We start from the raw sequence: 17,676 nt of genomic DNA on the forward strand, positions 1-17,676 counted from the left end.
GAACCATTTGCTATTCTTCACGGGACAAATTTGTATCCTGCCCCATAGATGGTGAGAAGGTGCCTTGGATTCGCGGGGTCGGCTTCGAGTTTCTGCCGCAGTTTAAGGATTTGGTTGTCGACCGTGCGTGTTGTTGGGTAGGAGTTATATCCCCACACTTCATTGAGCAGTACTTCGCGGCTGAGGACGCGCTCAGGGTTCTCTGTAAAAAATCGCAGAAGCTTGAACTCATGAGAGGTGAGCACTACAGGAGTTCCAGCTCTTTTCGCGGTCATCTTCTCAAAGTCAATTTCGCATTCCCGAAAGCGATACACGGCCGACTGCGTAGGGCGTCTTTGCCTGCGGATGGCTGCTTGGACGCGAGCCATCAGCTCACGGGGACTGAATGGCTTGGTAACGTAGTCGTCAGCGCCGAGTTCGAGCAGAAGGACCTTGTCGACGACTTCGGTGATAGCACTCAAAACGATGACGGGCGTATCGGGAGAAATTGATTTCATGGTCTGGCAGAGTTCACGCCCGGAGATCTGGGGGAGGATGAGGTCGAGCACGACTGCAACTGGCCGGACCCTCCGAAACAGTTCCAATCCGGTCTTGCCGTCTCCGGCAACTTCGATGGAATAGTTCTGTTCTGTGAATAGCCGCTTCAGGACCTTCTGCATGCGTGGATCGTCTTCGACGACCAGAATGGTCCCCAGCTCAAGCTTTGGAGTCTCTACTTGATCCAAGTCTTCCAGAAGAAGTTCCTCGCGGATGGGCATAGGGTTCATTTTGCACTCGCGTTTCGACGTTTAACAAGCCAATCTGAAGAAATGACAATTGTTTGACATTCGCCGTCAAAACTGGGCAGCGTTTGGAACTTCATCTGTAATAGAGGTTTGGGCTGGCATAGCCACGGCCTTTCCCTTTGGGGCTACGGGCGCGACTCCCGCGCTGGCAGGCGAGAGCACCGCGTTATAGAGCCGGACGTACTGGTCCGCGATGTTCGCGGGAGACAGGTGGGGGAGATGACTCGGCAGGGGTCGGCGCTCGCGGAGGCTGAGGACGATGGCCTTTGCGAATTGCTGGTCGCTATCCTGAGTAAGCTCCACGTATCTGCAACCTTCGTTACCGACTTCGCGAAATGCAGGGATGTCGGAGCACACGATGCGGCAACCCGCCAGTTCGGCCTCAACCACAGGGAGGCCGAAGCCCTCAACCGACGAGGGAGCGAGGAGCAGTTCGCAATTGCGATAGCACCAGGTCATCTCTGCATCCGAAATGCCGCTGACGAAGACGATCCGTTCCGAGAGACCCGTCGCCCGTACGAAGCAGTAGATCTTCGCCGACTCCGGCCCGGGCACCCCGACGATTACCAGTCTTGAGTCAGAGGTGATTTGACCCGCGGCAATGACGCGCTTGAACGCACGAATCGCAAGCAGCACGTTTTTATTGCGGCGATGTTGTGCTACGCACAGCAGGAATGGAGCGTTACCCCAAGTCGCAGCAAAGGAAGGAACGGACGGAATGGGCCCGCTCTCGACGGAGTTGCAGATCGTAACCGCTTTTGGCAGGACCTCAGGCATCTTCAACCCCAATCGCAACTTTGTGCTTTCAGATACGCAGGCAATTGCAGTCGCGTTTGTTAAGCAATGGCGAAGAACCATGCGGTTCAACATCACCTTTGGGAATCCGAAGTTCGCAGGAATGTCGAAGGGATAGAGGTCGTGCAAAGTGAGGACAGCGGGGCAAGGAATGCTGCCCGATCGGATGGGCGAGGGATAAGCAATGTGCACGATGTCTGCGCGAAGCTGTTCGGCAATGGCGGGAAGACTGCGGTAATACCAGAGGTTTCGATACAGTGTTCCCGGGCGCACGCCGATGGGGTGGATGTGAAGCCTCTTGTCTTTGCGTGCAATCGCTTCGCACATGTGCTTGTACTCCCAGGGAGCAACAAGCAGGTGCAGTGCCGACAGTTCAGGACGATTGAGGAGACACTTCGTCAAGTTCGCCGCATGGCGGGAGACACCTGACATGGCGCGATTGGATGATACGGCCGCAATGACTAGATTCACGGTGCGCACTCCTCCGTTAAGGAGCCGGATATAAATGGAGAGCCGTTTCTTTTGAGACCGACTCCGATCGCCCGCGCCGGCGCATGGGCCAACATCACGCTGATGACTGCCACCGACCAGAGCGGAAGTGAAAGGTCAAAGTTCTCAGTGTCAGCAAGACCGCGAATGACGATGAAAACCCACAAGGCCAGAAGACGTGCCTTCAGAGCTGGATCTGCAACGCTTCGAAACTGGCGAAGCAGGCTGATGTAAAGGCACGCAACGAGGATAACTCCGACGACGCCGTAGGTGTAAAACTGTTGGAGCAGTTCGTTATGCGCGTGCCAGGCCTCGAAGCTGCCGAACGGTGGTATGACGTTGCGGAAGGAATGAAAGCCGTGTCCCAGCCACGGTTCCTGGACTGATCGTTCCAGGACGAACGCCCAGATACCTAGCCGTCCTGAAAGCGTCTCAGATTGGTTTCCGAGGTGGGTATAGACCTCGTAGTAATTCTCGAGAAGACCCGAGAATGTCCATACTACAAGCAGCGCGGACAGCGCGAGAAGGAACCTGGTTATCCAGGATCTCGAATAATCCATGATCAGCAGCAGTGCCTGTGCCGCGACGAAAGCGACGATGGTGGTCTTGCTCAGGGAGCGAAGCAGGCTTACCGCCAGAACTGCCGCCACCACTCGCCATAAGAAAGACGAGCGGCAGGCAATCTGAATCAGAAACACTGCGAATGCACAGGTAAATCCGATTGCATTGGGGCTGAAGAAGTCATCATTCCCTGGTCGAAGATCGTACATCGTCGGCGAAAGCCATTCGACAGCCGCAATGAAGAGGGCGCCGAGGACGTATCCCTGCAGCACCGCAGTCGAGACTGTGCGAACCTCACGGGCTTGCAGCAGACAAACGACAATGAAAACCTCTGCTGCCAGCTCACACCAGTACGCAAACGCGATTGGTTTGGAAACAGTAACGCTCCACGTGAGACTGCATGCCCCCATGCATAGGAATCCGATTGCCCATCGTAATGGAGCCGATTGAGCGATTGGATGAAGAGCGACTGCAGGGGGGCCAAAGGAATACAGGAAGACCACAGCAAACAACACGAAGTGCAACGCGAAGTTGGCGTATGCTCCCAGTTTCGGGTCTGATTGGAAGAAGAGAAACGTGAGGCAGAGTCGCGCCGCAAAATAGAAGCCGGCAATCGCTGGCAATATCGGTGGCCACAAACGCGACATGCCGATCGAAGCATCAGGCACGGGATCGCCTCCGGAGCATCGTGCGTCCATGCAGCAACTGATCGCGAATGCTCTCCTGAATCTCGGTGCCCAGAACCCTTCGTTCGTCAAACTCGTCGAGCTGATTCCACCGCTCCCTCGCGAGCAGTGTCACCGCAGCAACAAGCAAGCTCAAGGCCGTTAGCACGATGCAGAGCGCTGTTCGCGGAGGGAACGACTTCTTCTCAGGGATACCCGGGAGATCGATTACGCGAACCACTGGGACATCTTTCGCCTCTTGTATCCGAGCCAGTTCGCATTGCTGTGTGAGTAATTCGTACAGAGTCTCCTCAACACGGACGCGGCGATATATGTCCGCGAACGGAACTGCCAGCCTTGGAATCTGACGAAGCGACGGAAAGTCGGTCCTCGCACGATCAAGCTTGACCGCGGTCTGTGAGTTCCCGGTGTCATCTTTAGTCAGTGGCGCTGATGTGCCTTCAATCGCCTGGAGCTGATGCTCGAGTTCATCTAAGCGTGCGCGAGCAGCCCGGACGCGAATATTCTCGTCGCCATAGACCTGCTTGAGGGAGTCCAACTCTGACCGCTCGAATATGATCTGGGCCTGGAGCTTGGCCGCAGCTTCGACTGTCGCCCGCGCCTGCTCCTTGATGTCGATCGTGGTGTGCGTGCTTTCAAACTCGCTCATCTGCAGTTGGGCCCGCTCGAGGTCTGCTCGAGTTCCCTCGAGGCGATGCTCAATGAAGGCGCGTTCAAGACGTGCAGAGGAGGTGTTCGTTCTGGCGACCAGCATATTCAGCTCATCGAGATATGCCTGTGCCAAATCACGTGCGCGACGCGGATCCGAGTCTTCGACACTAACAGAGATAACGCCGCTTCTCTTGTCTTCCACGATTGCGGTTCTCCGGGCCAGGCGCTTTGCGGTATCGATCCGATAGCGTTTGTCATAGACGGACTGCAACTGAAATCGATCGATGAGGTCGTTGCTAACGGTCGCGCTTCTTAGCAGATCCACAAACAACGGGCCAGTCGTTCGGGCGCCGAGAAGACTCCCGGCAAGACTGCCAAGGCCTCCCAGTTCACTGCGGCCGGCAATCGCTGCAAGCAATGCGGTACCGGCTCCAGAAGTGTCTGGAGGCGTTATGCGGGCGGTGGATTCGTATTGTTTAGGAATAGCGAAGGCGACAACGACGCTTACAACCGCTGACGTGAGAGCCGTGCGGAGAAGTACGCGACGATGATCCCAGAGCACACGGGCATTCAGCACCCAGTTTGCAGGGGGTGCCTTCGTGTCGCATTCTGTCTCGAGTTGTTCCATCTGCATCGATTCCCCGCTGATTGCCGAGTTAGATCTATAGCCCTGCGACAGCTGCCGTGATTGCAATGGACGACGCGATTTGTGCGGTACTCAACAGATTGCGCCAGAACATTGATGCGCCAATGATCTTCTGTGGCACGACGACGACATCACCGGGCTCCAACCTGGTTGAAAGCACGTCGTGGTCGAGCCAATCCCCGGACCGCCGACCCACCACCGATCCGTTTGCGCGAACTACGAAGATGTCCTTGCGATTGGCCGCGGCAGTGGTGCCGCCCGCATGCTGCAGATACCATCCAGCCGACTTGCCGGGTGTGAAGGTGATTGCAGAGGCGTTGTAGACTTGACCGCTGACCAGAACAAAGCCGGGACGCTTCGGAATACGCAGCACATCGCCGCGACGCACTTCGATGTCCGCCGACGTCCCTGCCCAGGATTGGATATTACTGGTGATATGTATAACCAGACGTCCGGTGGCAGGCTGACTCTTCAGTCGTGAGAGGATCTGCTCCTGTTGTTGACGAACGAGCTGAACCTGGCCGGAAGAATCACCCGAAGTGAGGTTCGGAGAAATTGTCGCCGAAGCATTGCTCGACTCGATCTGCCGGATCAATTCGGCCCGGCTTTTCTCTTCAAGTTCTCGAACCTGCTCGCGAATCAGGACTGCGCCGGCGGGATAGGCTGTCTCACGAAATCCGCCCGTACGGCGAAGGACCTCGCTCAAACGCTCCCCATCCTGGAATCCGTAGCTGCCAGGGTGCGCCACCTCGCCTTCGATGGTGATGGAGGCGCCGATATCAGTCCATCCCGTGATCTGATGGATCGTGAGCACGTCACCGGGTTTCAAATCGCGATCGGCCGTGGCATCGTCGCGCGCCACCGCGTCGCCGATGCGCACATCCGAACGCTGACCCTTCACTTTGGTGCCGTTCACCACTCGATAACTGATCAGATCAGCCGTTTCGAGGAGAGCGTCGCGCTTGAATCCACCTGCCATGCGAACGAGTTGCGACGCGGTCATTCCCAAAGAAAGCGGGTAGGATCCCGGGCGCAGGACCTCGCCACGGATTTCGACCTTCGGCGCATCCACGTCGTACCTGCCATGAACCCGAATGGTATCGAATGGCTGTAAAGCCATGTTGCCGTTTCCGATCAAGACATCGGGCACGTTGAAGTCGAAGGTCTGCACATGCAGGTCGGGAGGAACTAGCCTGACGATCTCGCCTTGTTCCGCGGGCTCAGGAAGGAGATCCTGATAGCTCTGCAGCAGGTCGCTCAAACGCATGCCATCGCGGTAGGGATGGCGTCCGGGGCGCACCACGTGGCCCTCGAGGTAGACGACGCGCTCACTGTATGGGGCGATTGGAGCAACGTGGATGCGGTCGCCATCTTTGACTTCGAACTTCGAGATGGCTTCGTTCGCGTTGTCAGACGAGCCAATGCTGATCGTCTCCCGCTGCTGATTGGCGTCGATGCGTTCGACCGAGATGTGCTTTAGAGATGCGGCGACTGTCACTCCTCCAGCTTGTGCAAGCAGAGCGGCCAGATTGGTTTCGTCTTTCAGTTCATAAATGGCGGGCCGCTTAACGGCGCCCCAAACAGCCACCTGCGGACCTGCCGGTGGGACCACGAGCGTATCGCCCAATTGAAGGCGCTCGTCGTTGTTGCGTATTCCGTGAAGGAGGAAGTCGTAGAGATCAATTCTGCCGATCAGCTTTTTGCCGCGATAATGATCGAGGATGCGAAGTGAGCCAATCGCCGTTGGACCCCCGGCAGCAGAGAGCGCACTCAACGGGGAAGCCAGAGAACTGATCTCGTATGCACCTGGACGCTGCACATCGCCCACGACATAAATCCGAATCGTACGGAGGCGGGAGAGCACCACGCTAACTTGCACATCGCGGAACTGCTTCTTGAGTGCGCTCTGAATCAATGCCTGTGCGCTCTCCAGGGTGAGGCCTGCAATCTGGACATCTCCCGCTTCCGGAAGAGAAATGTGACCATCAACTCCAACCATCCGCGAAATGCTTTGAGAGATTCCTCCCCACATCTCGATCGTGAGGCTATCGCCCGGGCCTACGACGTAATCCGGGCCGATTGGCACATCGAACGGGACCAATCCCGAAGCCGCCGTAACCCTGGTGGTGAAGACATCTGAGCCGAAGCGTTTGAGACGCTCGGGAGAATCCGGAATTTGAGTGTAGAGATCGCGGAGAGAGGTGAGATTGTAGGGAGCGGGGCGACGAAGCACCGGCGGTTCAGTAGTAATGTTGTTAGGTTCGCGAGCTGGAGACCGCTGCGTGTTTTCGACTGGAGTAGGAGCGGGCGCGGCGACCATGGCGTTGTATCTTGCCAATTGCGAGTCGGGAACTAGCCCGAGACCAGGCGCCGGATTGAGATTTGTCCGCGGGTCGAGTGCACCCTGTGTCGAACCATCAGCCATGCCTCTGCTTTGCTGATCAAGGTTGTTCCGGTTCGGAAGGGACTGGCGCTGGAGATCGTCCTCGTTTACGTATCCCCGTGCACGCAGGAAGATCGTGACCTTCTGCCGAAAGTCTGTATCGGTTACGACCTGGTTGTACAGCACTTCATCACTGACCTGGTCCGGCTGAGCAGGCTGTTCTCCGGCTTGCGTTTGAGCCAGCAGTTCCTTCAGTTCGACGATCACCTGAGGCTTGTCCTGGATGATGGAGATAATTTGCGAGGCCGAAAGCGAAAGCGGCGCCAATTCATCACGGAAATCCGTGTTGCTGGAGTCTGGATTTGCGTCAGCTTGCTTCGCTCCCAGGGACGATGGAAAAGTAGCGCTTTGGGAAGGGGTCTGAGCTGTGAGTGTCGCCGGAATGACGCAGAGGAACGTCGCAGAAGCCAGGAAGGCCCCCCATGAAGACGTATTAAGGGTCATCCTCATTGGGAGACACCCGCAACCCGCCCCCGCCAGCGAGGTAATTCAACGGCGAAGGCAACGCCCTTTGCGAGATGGAACCAGAGACGGCGAATGACAAATCGAACTTGCACGTGATATCGGCGAAGTCGTTGCGCGATGGATTCGTCCTCTTCTGGGCGTGTAATGCGCTGGGGAAGGTGCAGCGGGAACATCAACCGTCTGCGGGCGACTTGTTCTTCCACTGAGGCTGGGTTCAGCTCCTTTCGCAAGAGCAGATAGAGCTTGCTGCCCGGTGTGTCTGAAAGCAAAATGTCCCTTCCATACAACTGGATCCAAAGACAGATTGCAGGTGGAAGACGGTCCAAGGACCATCGAACGAGGTCTTGTGGGGCAAATGGTCCGAAGACAAACGACGTCAGGAGAGTTGCTCCTCCAATGGCAATGTCCGCGCCGGGTTCGTTGGCCGCAATCGACTCCACTTCGCGCCAGAATAAGATGTCGTCGCGGCGCGCGCAGACGTGTCTCCAGTACTCCAATACCCACGAGGCACGAGTGAACTCACCGCACATGTGCTTGAAGAGATGCTGTCCCTGAAGGACAAATGCATCCGCAGGCGAGAGTGCGCGGATGTGTTCGCCGCGGACAATCATGTGCTGGGACCGCGTCAGGCGGTCTGCATTTCCTATCGGATTGCCGATCAGGTGGACCTCGATCGAGCGCTCCGGGCGCACCTGGTAAAGGTTTCTGACGGTTGAGCTTCCAGATGGGCCGGCCTTGAACTCCCATGTCGTGCCGCTGATCGCGTCGAGTGCGTATCCGAGGTCAGCCAGACAATTCTTCGCGCGGGTCGCATTAGATTCACGGACGAGCACATCCAGATCCATCTGGTTTCGCAATGCGCCGTCCGGAACGGACTCCGGTGGCAGCGTTATTCCCTTGAGCACGGCGAATTCGATCTCTTGCTGCTGCATCGCCTGAGTCACGGATACGGTTTCGCTGAACAGTGACGCGCTGCGCTCGCGATTTTCAGCCATGTTCGTACGCAATTGGTGAAGGATGGACACGGGCAGGTATAACTCGAGATTGCGGGTAATGAGCTGATCGAGAAAGTAGAGAGCCAGACCGCTCACATCGAGCCAGTACTTTGCGCGCTCCCAATCGCGAGGAGTGAACTCTGCCAGTCGAGCGCGGATCGAAGGAGCGGGCTCGTGAAAGCTGGCGAAGACGGCCTCTTTAAGCCGGGCCAAACGCGCTCGCTGTTGCGTCTCGATTTGTATCGGTCCGATCTTCATAGCTTCCTAGTGGCTGTACATTTCCGGATCGCCCTGGCCGCCGGCTGGTGGAAGATTGCGCAGATACACAACGATGGACCAGATTTCCTCGTCACTGAGCGTTCCCCGGGAACCAGGCATGCCGGAAGGCCAGATGCCGTTGTCGATCACCCACTTGAGCTGGCCATCGGTGTAGCTCTGCACATCAAGCGAGGCGAGAGACGGAGCCGGGGGCGACAACTTCTCGGCGAATGGAACACCGGTGTTTTGCCCGTCCATTCCATGACATGCGACGCAGTAGTGGGAGAATGCCTCTTTGCCGTCCGCGAGCGTAGTGGAGGACACCGCCAAGGGGTTTCGCTGCTCTTTGCCGCCAACAAGCATGTGGTGCTTCGCTTCCCAGATGATCCGAGTCTCGAAGGAGGGGGGCGAAGTCGCCTTGATCCCGCGCAGCATGATCAACAGAGGAACAAGTATAAGTCCCAGCACAAAGGCCAATGCGGGCGGAATGATGCGGCGGCGCATTGTTACGCCACCACATGAATGGTCAGAATCATCCGACCGTGGCCGGAGCCGCAGAACACAGAGCAATGACCGACGAACGTTCCGGTGGACTGCGGAGTAAAAGTGGTTTCAGCTTTCTTGCCTTTTGCCACGCGGAGATCAAGACCGAGTTCGCGAATGCGAACGCCATGATTGACGTCTGCGGAAGATAGAACAAAATCGACCGGCTCACCTCTCTTCAAGGTGATCTCGGCTGGCTCAAATGCGAACCGCTTCGCCACTACCTCGATGTGGCGAGGACTTATCGGCTTCGTCGAAGATGCGCTCAAACCGAAGATGAGCAGTGCGATGCCCAAGATCCGTAGTGCAAAACCCAAGCGATTGTTTCCCCCAGTCGCACGGATGGGATTCTTTTCCTGATTTCTGAATTGCCTATGAATATTAGTGAACACGATGACTCCATGAGAATGAATCCGACAGTGCCTAAGCTAACGGCTCACAGATTGTCGGGTGTCATGCATGTGTAAGTGGATTGTCATGATTTTGTCGCCGATGTTGAGATCTGTTGCGGCCTCAATACTTGGCGGAACGTCGACCGCGTTCTTCTTCACGTAATTGGTTCAGGCCGATCGCATTTCCATGCCTGTGACATTCCTCTTACAAAGAGAAGACTCTCCGCTGACACGAAGTGTCCAGAGCGGCGATAGCGTGAGCATATGCAAAGGATGCACCGGTCCAACATGTCTCGGCCTTCAGTTCTCGCTTTCGCGATACTGCTGGGGGCTGCTTTCCTCGGCGGAGTGCCTCTCTCAGGGCAGGACACGCCGCTGATCTCAGGGGGAGCAGGATTTATCGCTAGCACGAACGGCGGGAACACAACCTATATTCCAGTGATTTCGCCACTGCTGGCAGCGCCGATGGGAAACCATCTCCTGGTCGAGAGCCGTGCGACCATCCTGGATTCGTACTTTCCGCGCGGCAACGGGCAAGCGGGATACACGAGCTCTTCCTTCGTAGGGCTGTCGTACCTCCAAATGGACTATCTCGCCAATCGGCATTTGACTGTCGTCGCGGGAGAGTTTCTAACTCCGTTCGGCACATATAACGAAAGGCAGACCCCGATCTGGATCAGCAACTTCGAAAACGCTCCGCTCATTTTTCCACTGGGCACTATGGGTACCGCATCGAGCGTCGGCGGAATGCTGCGCGGATCGGCTTTCTCCACATCCAAGGTCTCGTTTGATTACGCAGGTTACTTTTCGGCGGAGAGCGCGAACGAGCAATTCAATGCTGAACGGTCTGCGGGCGGCAGAGCAGGGCTCTACTTCCCGCAGGCCCATCTCGAAGTCGGTAGCTCATATGGTCGCCTGCTTCAGGGTGAACACCAGAATTTTGCAGGCGTACACCTGTGGTGGGAACCGGCCGACTCGCTGATCAAATTTCGATCGGAGTTCGCCCACGGTCCGCATTCGGATGGTTACTGGATGGAGTCGGAATTTCATCTGGCAGGTTCATCGGGTACGAATCCATTCCTGCGCGGACTTCAGCCGGTTGTTCGCTGGCAGCAGACCTTTCGGCGAAGTCCGGACTCGACCGACGGACTCCCGTCAGCCGACACCAACTCCGCGGACTTTGCTCTCGATTATCACTTTCCGCACGAAGTGAGAATCAATACGAGCTATTCGCGGCAGTTGGCATCAACGGGCAACCGCAACGTGTGGACCACCGGGATTGTGTATCGATTCATGTTTTCAACATGGAGGGGCAAATGAGAATGCACGCACGCAGTGCCAGGTACCGCGCTATTTTGGCAGTCGTCATTGCACTTGCAGCCGTTATGCCAGCAGTTTCTGCGCGCCAGGAGCACTCGCAAGACAAGCAATCGTCTGCTCGTAACGACCGGGCGATGCAGAATCGCAGCTCGGAGCCGAGCGAGGGAGAGAAGAAATTCAAGCAGAATTGTTCACGTTGCCACGAAGCTCCTCAGGGGTTCTCTCCGCGGATTTCGGGAACCGTCCTTCGACACATGCGCGTGCGTGCCTCGCTTAGTGAGCAAGATGAACGCGAGATCCTGCGGTTCCTTAACCCCCAGTGACAGCTGCTGCCCTGGAAAGACCGCAACCAATCCCAACTCCACAAGAGGTTTCACATGGCTCCTGTTTTCTCACGCTGCGCAATCCTGTTCGCAATGGTCGTTCTGCTCGCCGGTGCGGTCTTGGGACAGGCACCTGGCACGGGTGCAATCAAGGGAATAGTTTACGATCCGTCTGGCTCCGTGGTTCGGAATGCGCGGGTGACGCTGAAGAGCGAGAACACCGATGCCACCCGATCAGCTTCAACCGGCGCTACGGGGACGTTTACATTTACGTTGCTTACACCAGCACCGTATACGGTGACCGTCGAGGCCGCAGGATTTTCCGTTAAGTCTGCGAACGCCGTGAACGTCGTGGTAAGCGAGACGAGCGTAATTGACTTTCATTTGTCGGTCGCGAGTGTGGGGACCAGCGTTACGGTTGAGGCCGGTCCAGAACTTGCGCAGACCGAGAGTGCGACGCTCGGCCGAGCGGTTGACCATCGGACGATTGAGGCTCTACCACTCTCGAACAGAAACTACACACAGGTCCTCTCTCTTTCGCCTGGAGTGGTAGTCGAACTGCCCAGCGCCACCACGCTCGGAAGGGGAACACAAAACGTCGCAGCAAGTGGTAACAAGACGACCGGCAACAATATCCAGTTCAATGGAATCGATGCCAACAACCTCTCTCAAAATTCGGCAGCAAATGATGGAGAAGAGGTGGGTGTTGCCACACCCGCACCGGATACGATCCAGGAATTCAAGGTCCAGACCGGCAACTATGACGCAACGTTTGGCAGAGGCACAGGCGCCAATGTTGATGTAGTGAGCAAAACGGGAACAATGAAATTCCACGGCACTGCCTGGGAATTTCTGCGCAACGACATCTTCAACGCAAGCACCTTTCTTTCAAAACTTACCAACCAGCCCAAACCCGCCCTGAAGCAAAACCAATTCGGAGGAGCGATCGGTGGCCCTATCCTTCGAGACAAACTGTTCTTCTTCGGCGCGTACCAGGGTCTTCGCTCCAGTAATGGCTATGGCAACCAGGTGGCAACGGTCCACCTTCCCCAACTCACTTCCGATCGATCCGCCCCGACTCTTGGCGCGCAATTCTGCGCTTATCCAACGTTGGCGGGCGGAAAGCAGGTTGCCTGCGATGGCTCAAACATCAACCCCGCCGCATTGGCCTTGCTCAATTTCAAATTCCCCAACGGCCAGTTCGCGGTGCCGAGTCCCCAGATTCTGCTTCCCTCAACCGGTCCCACGCAAATGCCTATCGGTGAATCCACGTATTCAATTCCGACCACCTACAACGAAGATCAGTTCACTCTCAATCTCGATGAAACCATCTCTCTCAAAAACCAATTCGCAACCAGGTTCTTCTATTCCCGCGCCCCACTTGTAGAACCACTCTCGCCCAACGCTGCGACCGTGCCGGGCTGGGGCACAACCGAGCTCGATCAGAACACGATGCTGGTGCTTGCCGATACTCACATCTTCAGTCCCCGCATGGTAAATATCGCACGGTTCGGGTTCATGCGATTTGACGGAGACTCATCTGTCGCCAATCCGATCCTCGCGTCTGATCTGGGCATCCAATCTCCGACGGGCGCTTCCGGCGGAAGGATACCCGCGCCCGGCATCACCATCGATGGGCTGTTCACGGTCGGCGATGCAGGCACCCCTTATCAATGGCAGGTAACCAACAGCTTCATCTGGCAAGACACGGTCTCACTGACTAGGCACAATCAGGCCATCCGCGCGGGCGCCGAGCTGAAGCGTCACCAGGTGGACGTGAATGCGCCCTTCTCAACGGATGGCCTTCTCGACATCGGAAGTTTCAGCGATTTTCTGCTTGGTCAAAGCGCGGCTCAGAACGGAAGCCCAACAGGAAGCAGCAACGTCAGTCTGAGTAATGGCAGCTCTGGCCTGTTTCGCAAGGATGAGCGCTATACCGACTTCGCGGCGTTCCTGCAGGATGACATTCAACTCTCGAGCCGCCTGATGCTGAACGCCGGGCTGCGCTACGAGATATTCGGCGCTCCTTCTGACATCAATGGAAGACTGGTGACGTTTGATCCGACCATTGCGACGAAGTCGGCGCCGCCGCAGGGGACACTTAGCGGCTTTGTGGTTCCTGCAAATTTCAAGGGTGCGATCCCAGATGGAGTCTTCAAATCATCGAATAGCGGGCTCTTTCCCACAAACCATGTCGATTTTCAGCCTCGACTCGGCTTCGTGCTGCGCGTGAGCAATCGTCCTACAGTTCTTCTGCGTGGTGGTTATGGGCTCTACTTCGACAGGCTCTCGGCAGGCCTTGCAGAAAATCTGCTCGCTGTCGAACCGTTCTCGATCTTTCAGTTCTTCGCTGGTTCCTCCAATGGCGGAGCAACGCTGCAGCAGCCCTTTGTTCCCCAATTGCCGCCAGACAGCGCATACCCGACCTTCCTGCCCCGAATCGCCGGCGGTGGCCCAAGCCTTACTGCGATTTCGAGACATATGGTTGATCCCTACACGGCAGAGTACAACTTGAATGCGCAGATTGCTTTTGCACGCGATTATTTGCTTGAAGTCGGCTATGTGGGAACCCACTCAATTCATGAATCCGGTTGCATCGAGTTCAACCAGGCTCTCCTTGCCAGCCCCTCGAACCCCGTGAACGGCGAAACGACGAACTCTGCCGCGAACGTGGTTCAGCGCCTCCCATTCGCAGGGATTAGCCCTGGTTCTCTGTTCTGTGAATCATCATTCAATGCGAGTTACAACTCACTGCAGGCGAGTGTGACCAAGCGGCTAAGTCACGGCCTCGAATTTCTCGGCAGTTACACGTGGTCAAGAAACCTCGATCAGACCAGCGGGTCATCCGGCAGCAACGTGTTTGAGCAGCACCTTGTTACCAATGACCAGACGAATTTTCGGCAGGCTTACGGGCCCACTGATTTTGATCGCACGCATCGCGCAGTGCTCAGCCTCGTCTACAGCACAGGGTTTGCGAGGTATCTGCCGCGGTTGCTTGGCCGGGTCATTGGCGACTGGCAGGTGTCGGCTCTGGGTGTCGTACAAAGCGGCACCGCCTTTACCATTCTCGACAACACTGCCGGCGCCGTCTATGGCAACTACCCTTTCGAAAACCGGGCGCAACTTGCCGGGGGCGTCAAGCCTACGTCTTCGGGTTCCATGTTCTCCCGAGTTCTGAACGGGTATTTGAATCCGGCTGCATTCACGTCAGCACCGCTCGCGCCAAATGCCATTGGGCCTGGGGACACAGATTTTGGAAACAGCGGCGTCGGTCTCGTGCGAGGCCCGGGGCAGCGCAATCTGGACATGGCATTCGAGCGCACCGTGGCCCTTGCGGAGTCACACACGATTCACCTTCGCGCGGAGCTGTTCAACCTTACGAACACCTCGAATTTCAACAATCCGATTAACAATGTCAGCACTGGACCTGCCTTTGGTGCCATCACCTCCATGGCCAATAATCCGCGCATCATTCAACTCGCTTTGAAATACCAGTTCTGAAATTGAAATCTACCCGGCTGGAGAACGTGCGAGAGATGTTGACGATCGAGCAAATACGATCAGCATGCGCAAGGTCGGAGCCGATCCAACTCGGGGATCCAGTGCTTGCGCAGTTCGAAATGCCGCTGCGCGAGATGTTTTATCCGCTGGGCTTCCCACTGCAGATCGAAACCAACTGCGAAGAGATCTTGCGTTCCGCGGCAATCAGCTGGCAGGGATTTACCAAGCTCTTTGACACGCCTCCCATCCGCATTCGCATCGCGGTGAAACGCGGCCGTTCGTCAGAATGTCCTCCGACTCCCGTTTGCAGGGTCCAACAGCATCTGACCTCGAACATTGCGGATGCGGAGAACTTCTCAGTGATCGATCTTGCGCAACGATTCGCCTATATTTGGCTGACCGAAGCTGCTGTCGCCGATCGCGGATATCTACGCTATTTCTTTATTGAATCCACAGCGATGGCGATTCTTGCCACATCGTACACAACCGCCATTCATGCAGCGTGCGTTGAGCGCAAAGGATGCGGGATCCTGCTCTGCGGCGATTCGGGTGCGGGCAAGAGCTCGCTTTCGTACGCGTGCGCCCGCGCCGGCTGGACGTACATCACCGATGATGCCAGTTTCCTTGTCAACAACCGCAATGACCGGCTTGTGGTGGGAAATTGCAACCAGGCCCGCTTTCGGCCCACCGCAGTAGAGCTTTTTTCTGAACTCACCGGGAAAGAGATCATTCAACGAGCACAAGTTGGCAAGCCTTCAATCGAGCTGAATCTTCAGCCCATGAGCAGCATCTCGGTCTCATTCACGTCGCGGATCAATCACGTGGTCTTCATCAACAGGCACAACGTCACTCGCCAGGAACTTATCGACTTCCCGGCAGATGTGGCGCGGTACTCAATGAGGCAGGTCTTGTTCAGCACGCCAGCCACGCTGAGCCAGCAGAGCGCAATGATCGATCATCTGCTGGAAGCGGGTCCGCTCGAACTACGGTACCGCGACTTTGATTGGGCGATCGATCGTCTCACTCAGCTTTCCGAGAGGGGATGGTAGTGGGTTCCTCCGTTCCTTGCGCTGAGCTGCCTCCGGCTAGCGGCTTCAAGCTGCTTGTACGCCTCCGTTCGTGGTGGACGACCGAGGCACTTGGGCGTCAGTTCTGGATATTCTTCACGGCAGCGCTGTTCTTCGATATTGGTATCGGTCTCTTCTTTTTTCTCTTCAATCTTTTCCTGCTGAATATGCACTTTGATGAACGCAGCATGGGGATGATCAGCGCAACTCTCACCGTGGGCAACATTGTCGGAACCATTCCGGTAGATGTCTTGGCGCGTCGCTTCGGCACTCAGAAGCTGCTGCTCTTTTGCTTCATCTGGGCGCCTATGGTTTCGATTTGCCGAGCGATGACGCCGTCGATGCCGGCGCAGATCGTCCTGGCATTTCTGGCGGGTGTCGCTTTGAGCAGTTGGCCCGTGTGCTTTGCACCAACGATTGCAAGCCTGACGAAGGAGAGCAACCGCGTGTTCGCGTTCAGCATTGCATTCGCAACGGGGATTGGTGCGGGAACGCTTGCAGGTGTTGCGGGAGGGTTCTTGCCGCGGCTTCTCCAGCGAACGCATACGGTGGGTCACGCGAGCGACGGAATGCGGCTGGTTTTGATCGGAGCAGCGTTGCTGGCAATGATTGGAGCGTGGCCGATCTCCATTCTCAAGCTCGGCACGCCGGAGCGTACCAAGTCCCGCAAGAGCCCGATCTTTCATCCGTATTTGCGCCGCTTTCTGCCTGCATTCGCAGTGTGGAGCATCGTTACCGGATCTTTTATTCCGTTTGCTCCGGTGTTCTTTCAAAAAAAACTGGGCATGCCGCTCGAGCACGTGGGCGAAATCTTTTCTGCTTCCCAACTCGCGCAGTTTTGCGCCGTGCTGATTGCGCCGCTGCTCTATCGCAGAGTCGGATCGATCATGGGAATTGTTTGTGCGCAGGTTCTTTCCGGTGTTCTGATCGTGGCGCTTGGGTGCGGTCACAGCGGAACTTTGGCCGTCGTTCTGTACCTGGCATACACCGCCGTCCAATTTACCGCCGGTCCCGGATTCTATGGCACACTGATGAGCCAAGTGCCCGAGGCAGATCGGAGCAGCGCGTCGGCCGTTCAGAACATTGTCGGAGCACTCTCGCAGGCAGGATCTGCCGCAATGACCGGCATGGCCATCGTCCGATTTGGATACGGTTTTGTGTTTAATGCAAACGGGATTCTGGCTGGCTTCGCCGCAATCTTGGCCTTCACGTTCTGGGCGTCGTCGAATCGGAGTTCTTAATGCGGATTAATAAACCCTCCGCCAGATCAGGGTCTTAGCTCGATTGCGAGTTTCGCAACGTTGGCCGTTTGTCTCCGGTAAAGCAGCTCGTCAAGCATGGAACGCAGAGGAGCACTTGAAGGGAAATGCGCCTTTCTGAACAGGCGCCCTAGAAATCTAATGCGGGCCTGCCGACCAAGTGGTGAGCGATAAATGAGGCTATTACTCGCCAGGTTGCCAAACCGGAATCACTCTGCACCGGTCGGAATGTGAGACTGCACGCGCTAATTGTCGAGCGCAGATCCGCTATCGCTGAATGGCAGCATTTCTCAGATTGCGAAGCTTCACCGAATTGACGCGCCTTACGCGTCCCGATCGCTCCACTAGTTCCATTCTACTCCGTTGAAAACATTAGAGCATTTTCATAATTACTGTACTCCGTAACCGCAGTGCCGGAAGAAAGCCTGCGCGTTTTGGGGAGTGATGGCGTCGATGGCCCGCGCGATGGCTGGTTCCAGCTGATCGAGCGCGCGGGC

Annotated in this window: 12 protein-coding genes; 4 read left to right on the forward strand and 8 right to left on the reverse strand. The window is 56.5% G+C overall.

Annotated elements, in window-relative coordinates; genetic code table 11:
- Positions 1–17: 17 nt before the first annotated feature.
- From WCA10_RS20070 to WCA10_RS20105, 8 genes are all read right to left on the reverse strand, one after another.
- On the reverse strand, positions 18–767 hold the full coding sequence (locus tag WCA10_RS20070) for a response regulator transcription factor (RefSeq protein WP_472824300.1): 750 nt from the start codon (positions 765–767) through the stop codon (positions 18–20).
- 66 nt (positions 768–833) lie between these two features.
- Positions 834–2,051: a glycosyltransferase family 4 protein gene (locus tag WCA10_RS20075; protein WP_472824301.1), complete on the reverse strand. Its 1,218-nt coding sequence runs from the start codon at positions 2,049–2,051 to the stop codon at positions 834–836.
- The gene (locus WCA10_RS20080) at positions 2,048–3,298 is read right to left on the reverse strand and encodes an O-antigen ligase family protein (RefSeq protein WP_472824302.1); all 1,251 of its coding nucleotides are present in this window, start codon (positions 3,296–3,298) and stop codon (positions 2,048–2,050) included. The genes WCA10_RS20075 and WCA10_RS20080 overlap by 4 nt, the downstream gene beginning before the upstream one ends.
- Complete coding sequence (locus WCA10_RS20085; RefSeq protein WP_472824303.1) at positions 3,291–4,601, reverse strand: Wzz/FepE/Etk N-terminal domain-containing protein; 1,311 nt, start codon at positions 4,599–4,601, stop codon at positions 3,291–3,293. The genes WCA10_RS20080 and WCA10_RS20085 overlap by 8 nt, the downstream gene beginning before the upstream one ends.
- Positions 4,602–4,629: 28 nt before the next feature.
- Complete coding sequence (locus WCA10_RS20090; protein WP_472824304.1) at positions 4,630–7,506, reverse strand: SLBB domain-containing protein; 2,877 nt, start codon at positions 7,504–7,506, stop codon at positions 4,630–4,632.
- Positions 7,503–8,774 (reverse strand): nucleotidyltransferase family protein, encoded by a 1,272-nt coding sequence (locus WCA10_RS20095; protein WP_472824305.1) that lies wholly within the window; start codon positions 8,772–8,774, stop codon positions 7,503–7,505. Before WCA10_RS20095 ends, WCA10_RS20090 begins: the two co-directional genes overlap by 4 nt.
- Positions 8,775–8,780: 6 nt before the next feature.
- Positions 8,781–9,278 (reverse strand): c-type cytochrome, encoded by a 498-nt coding sequence (locus WCA10_RS20100; protein ID WP_472824306.1) that lies wholly within the window; start codon positions 9,276–9,278, stop codon positions 8,781–8,783.
- Between the two features lie 2 nt (positions 9,279–9,280).
- Positions 9,281–9,634: a cupredoxin domain-containing protein gene (locus WCA10_RS20105; protein WP_472824307.1), complete on the reverse strand. Its 354-nt coding sequence runs from the start codon at positions 9,632–9,634 to the stop codon at positions 9,281–9,283.
- A 363-nt stretch (positions 9,635–9,997) separates the two neighbouring features.
- On the opposite strand from WCA10_RS20105, the gene WCA10_RS20110 reads away from it, so the two are divergent.
- From WCA10_RS20110 to WCA10_RS20125, 4 genes are all read left to right on the forward strand, one after another.
- Positions 9,998–11,029 carry a hypothetical protein gene (locus WCA10_RS20110; RefSeq protein ID WP_472824308.1) on the forward strand — a complete coding sequence of 344 codons (1,032 nt, stop codon included), beginning with the start codon at positions 9,998–10,000 and terminating at the stop codon, positions 11,027–11,029.
- Positions 11,030–11,406: 377 nt separating this feature from the next.
- Positions 11,407–14,853, forward strand: coding sequence for a TonB-dependent receptor (locus WCA10_RS20115; RefSeq protein ID WP_472824309.1), 3,447 nt, complete (start codon positions 11,407–11,409; stop codon positions 14,851–14,853).
- Between the two features lie 101 nt (positions 14,854–14,954).
- A complete protein-coding gene (locus tag WCA10_RS20120) occupies positions 14,955–15,902 on the forward strand; it encodes an HPr kinase/phosphorylase (RefSeq protein WP_472824310.1) in 948 nt (315 codons plus the stop codon).
- Positions 15,896–17,161 carry an MFS transporter gene (locus WCA10_RS20125; protein ID WP_472824311.1) on the forward strand — a complete coding sequence of 422 codons (1,266 nt, stop codon included), beginning with the start codon at positions 15,896–15,898 and terminating at the stop codon, positions 17,159–17,161. The genes WCA10_RS20120 and WCA10_RS20125 overlap by 7 nt, the downstream gene beginning before the upstream one ends.
- The last annotated feature ends 515 nt before the right edge of the window (positions 17,162–17,676 follow it).

Origin of the sequence: Occallatibacter sp. (assembly GCF_049582745.1) — a bacterium.
Lineage (GTDB): Bacteria > Acidobacteriota > Terriglobia > Terriglobales > Acidobacteriaceae > Telmatobacter.

Coding starts and splice junctions, on each gene's coding strand:
- WCA10_RS20100 (WP_472824306.1), bottom strand. CDS start 9,278: ATGCGCCGCCGCATCATTCCGCCCGCATTGGCCTTTGTGCTGGGACTT.
- WCA10_RS20125 (WP_472824311.1), top strand. CDS start 15,896: ATGGTAGTGGGTTCCTCCGTTCCTTGCGCTGAGCTGCCTCCGGCTAGC.
- WCA10_RS20095 (WP_472824305.1), bottom strand. CDS start 8,774: ATGAAGATCGGACCGATACAAATCGAGACGCAACAGCGAGCGCGTTTG.
- WCA10_RS20110 (WP_472824308.1), top strand. CDS start 9,998: ATGTCTCGGCCTTCAGTTCTCGCTTTCGCGATACTGCTGGGGGCTGCT.
- WCA10_RS20070 (WP_472824300.1), bottom strand. CDS start 767: ATGAACCCTATGCCCATCCGCGAGGAACTTCTTCTGGAAGACTTGGAT.
- WCA10_RS20115 (WP_472824309.1), top strand. CDS start 11,407: ATGGCTCCTGTTTTCTCACGCTGCGCAATCCTGTTCGCAATGGTCGTT.
- WCA10_RS20085 (WP_472824303.1), bottom strand. CDS start 4,601: ATGCAGATGGAACAACTCGAGACAGAATGCGACACGAAGGCACCCCCT.
- WCA10_RS20090 (WP_472824304.1), bottom strand. CDS start 7,506: ATGAGGATGACCCTTAATACGTCTTCATGGGGGGCCTTCCTGGCTTCT.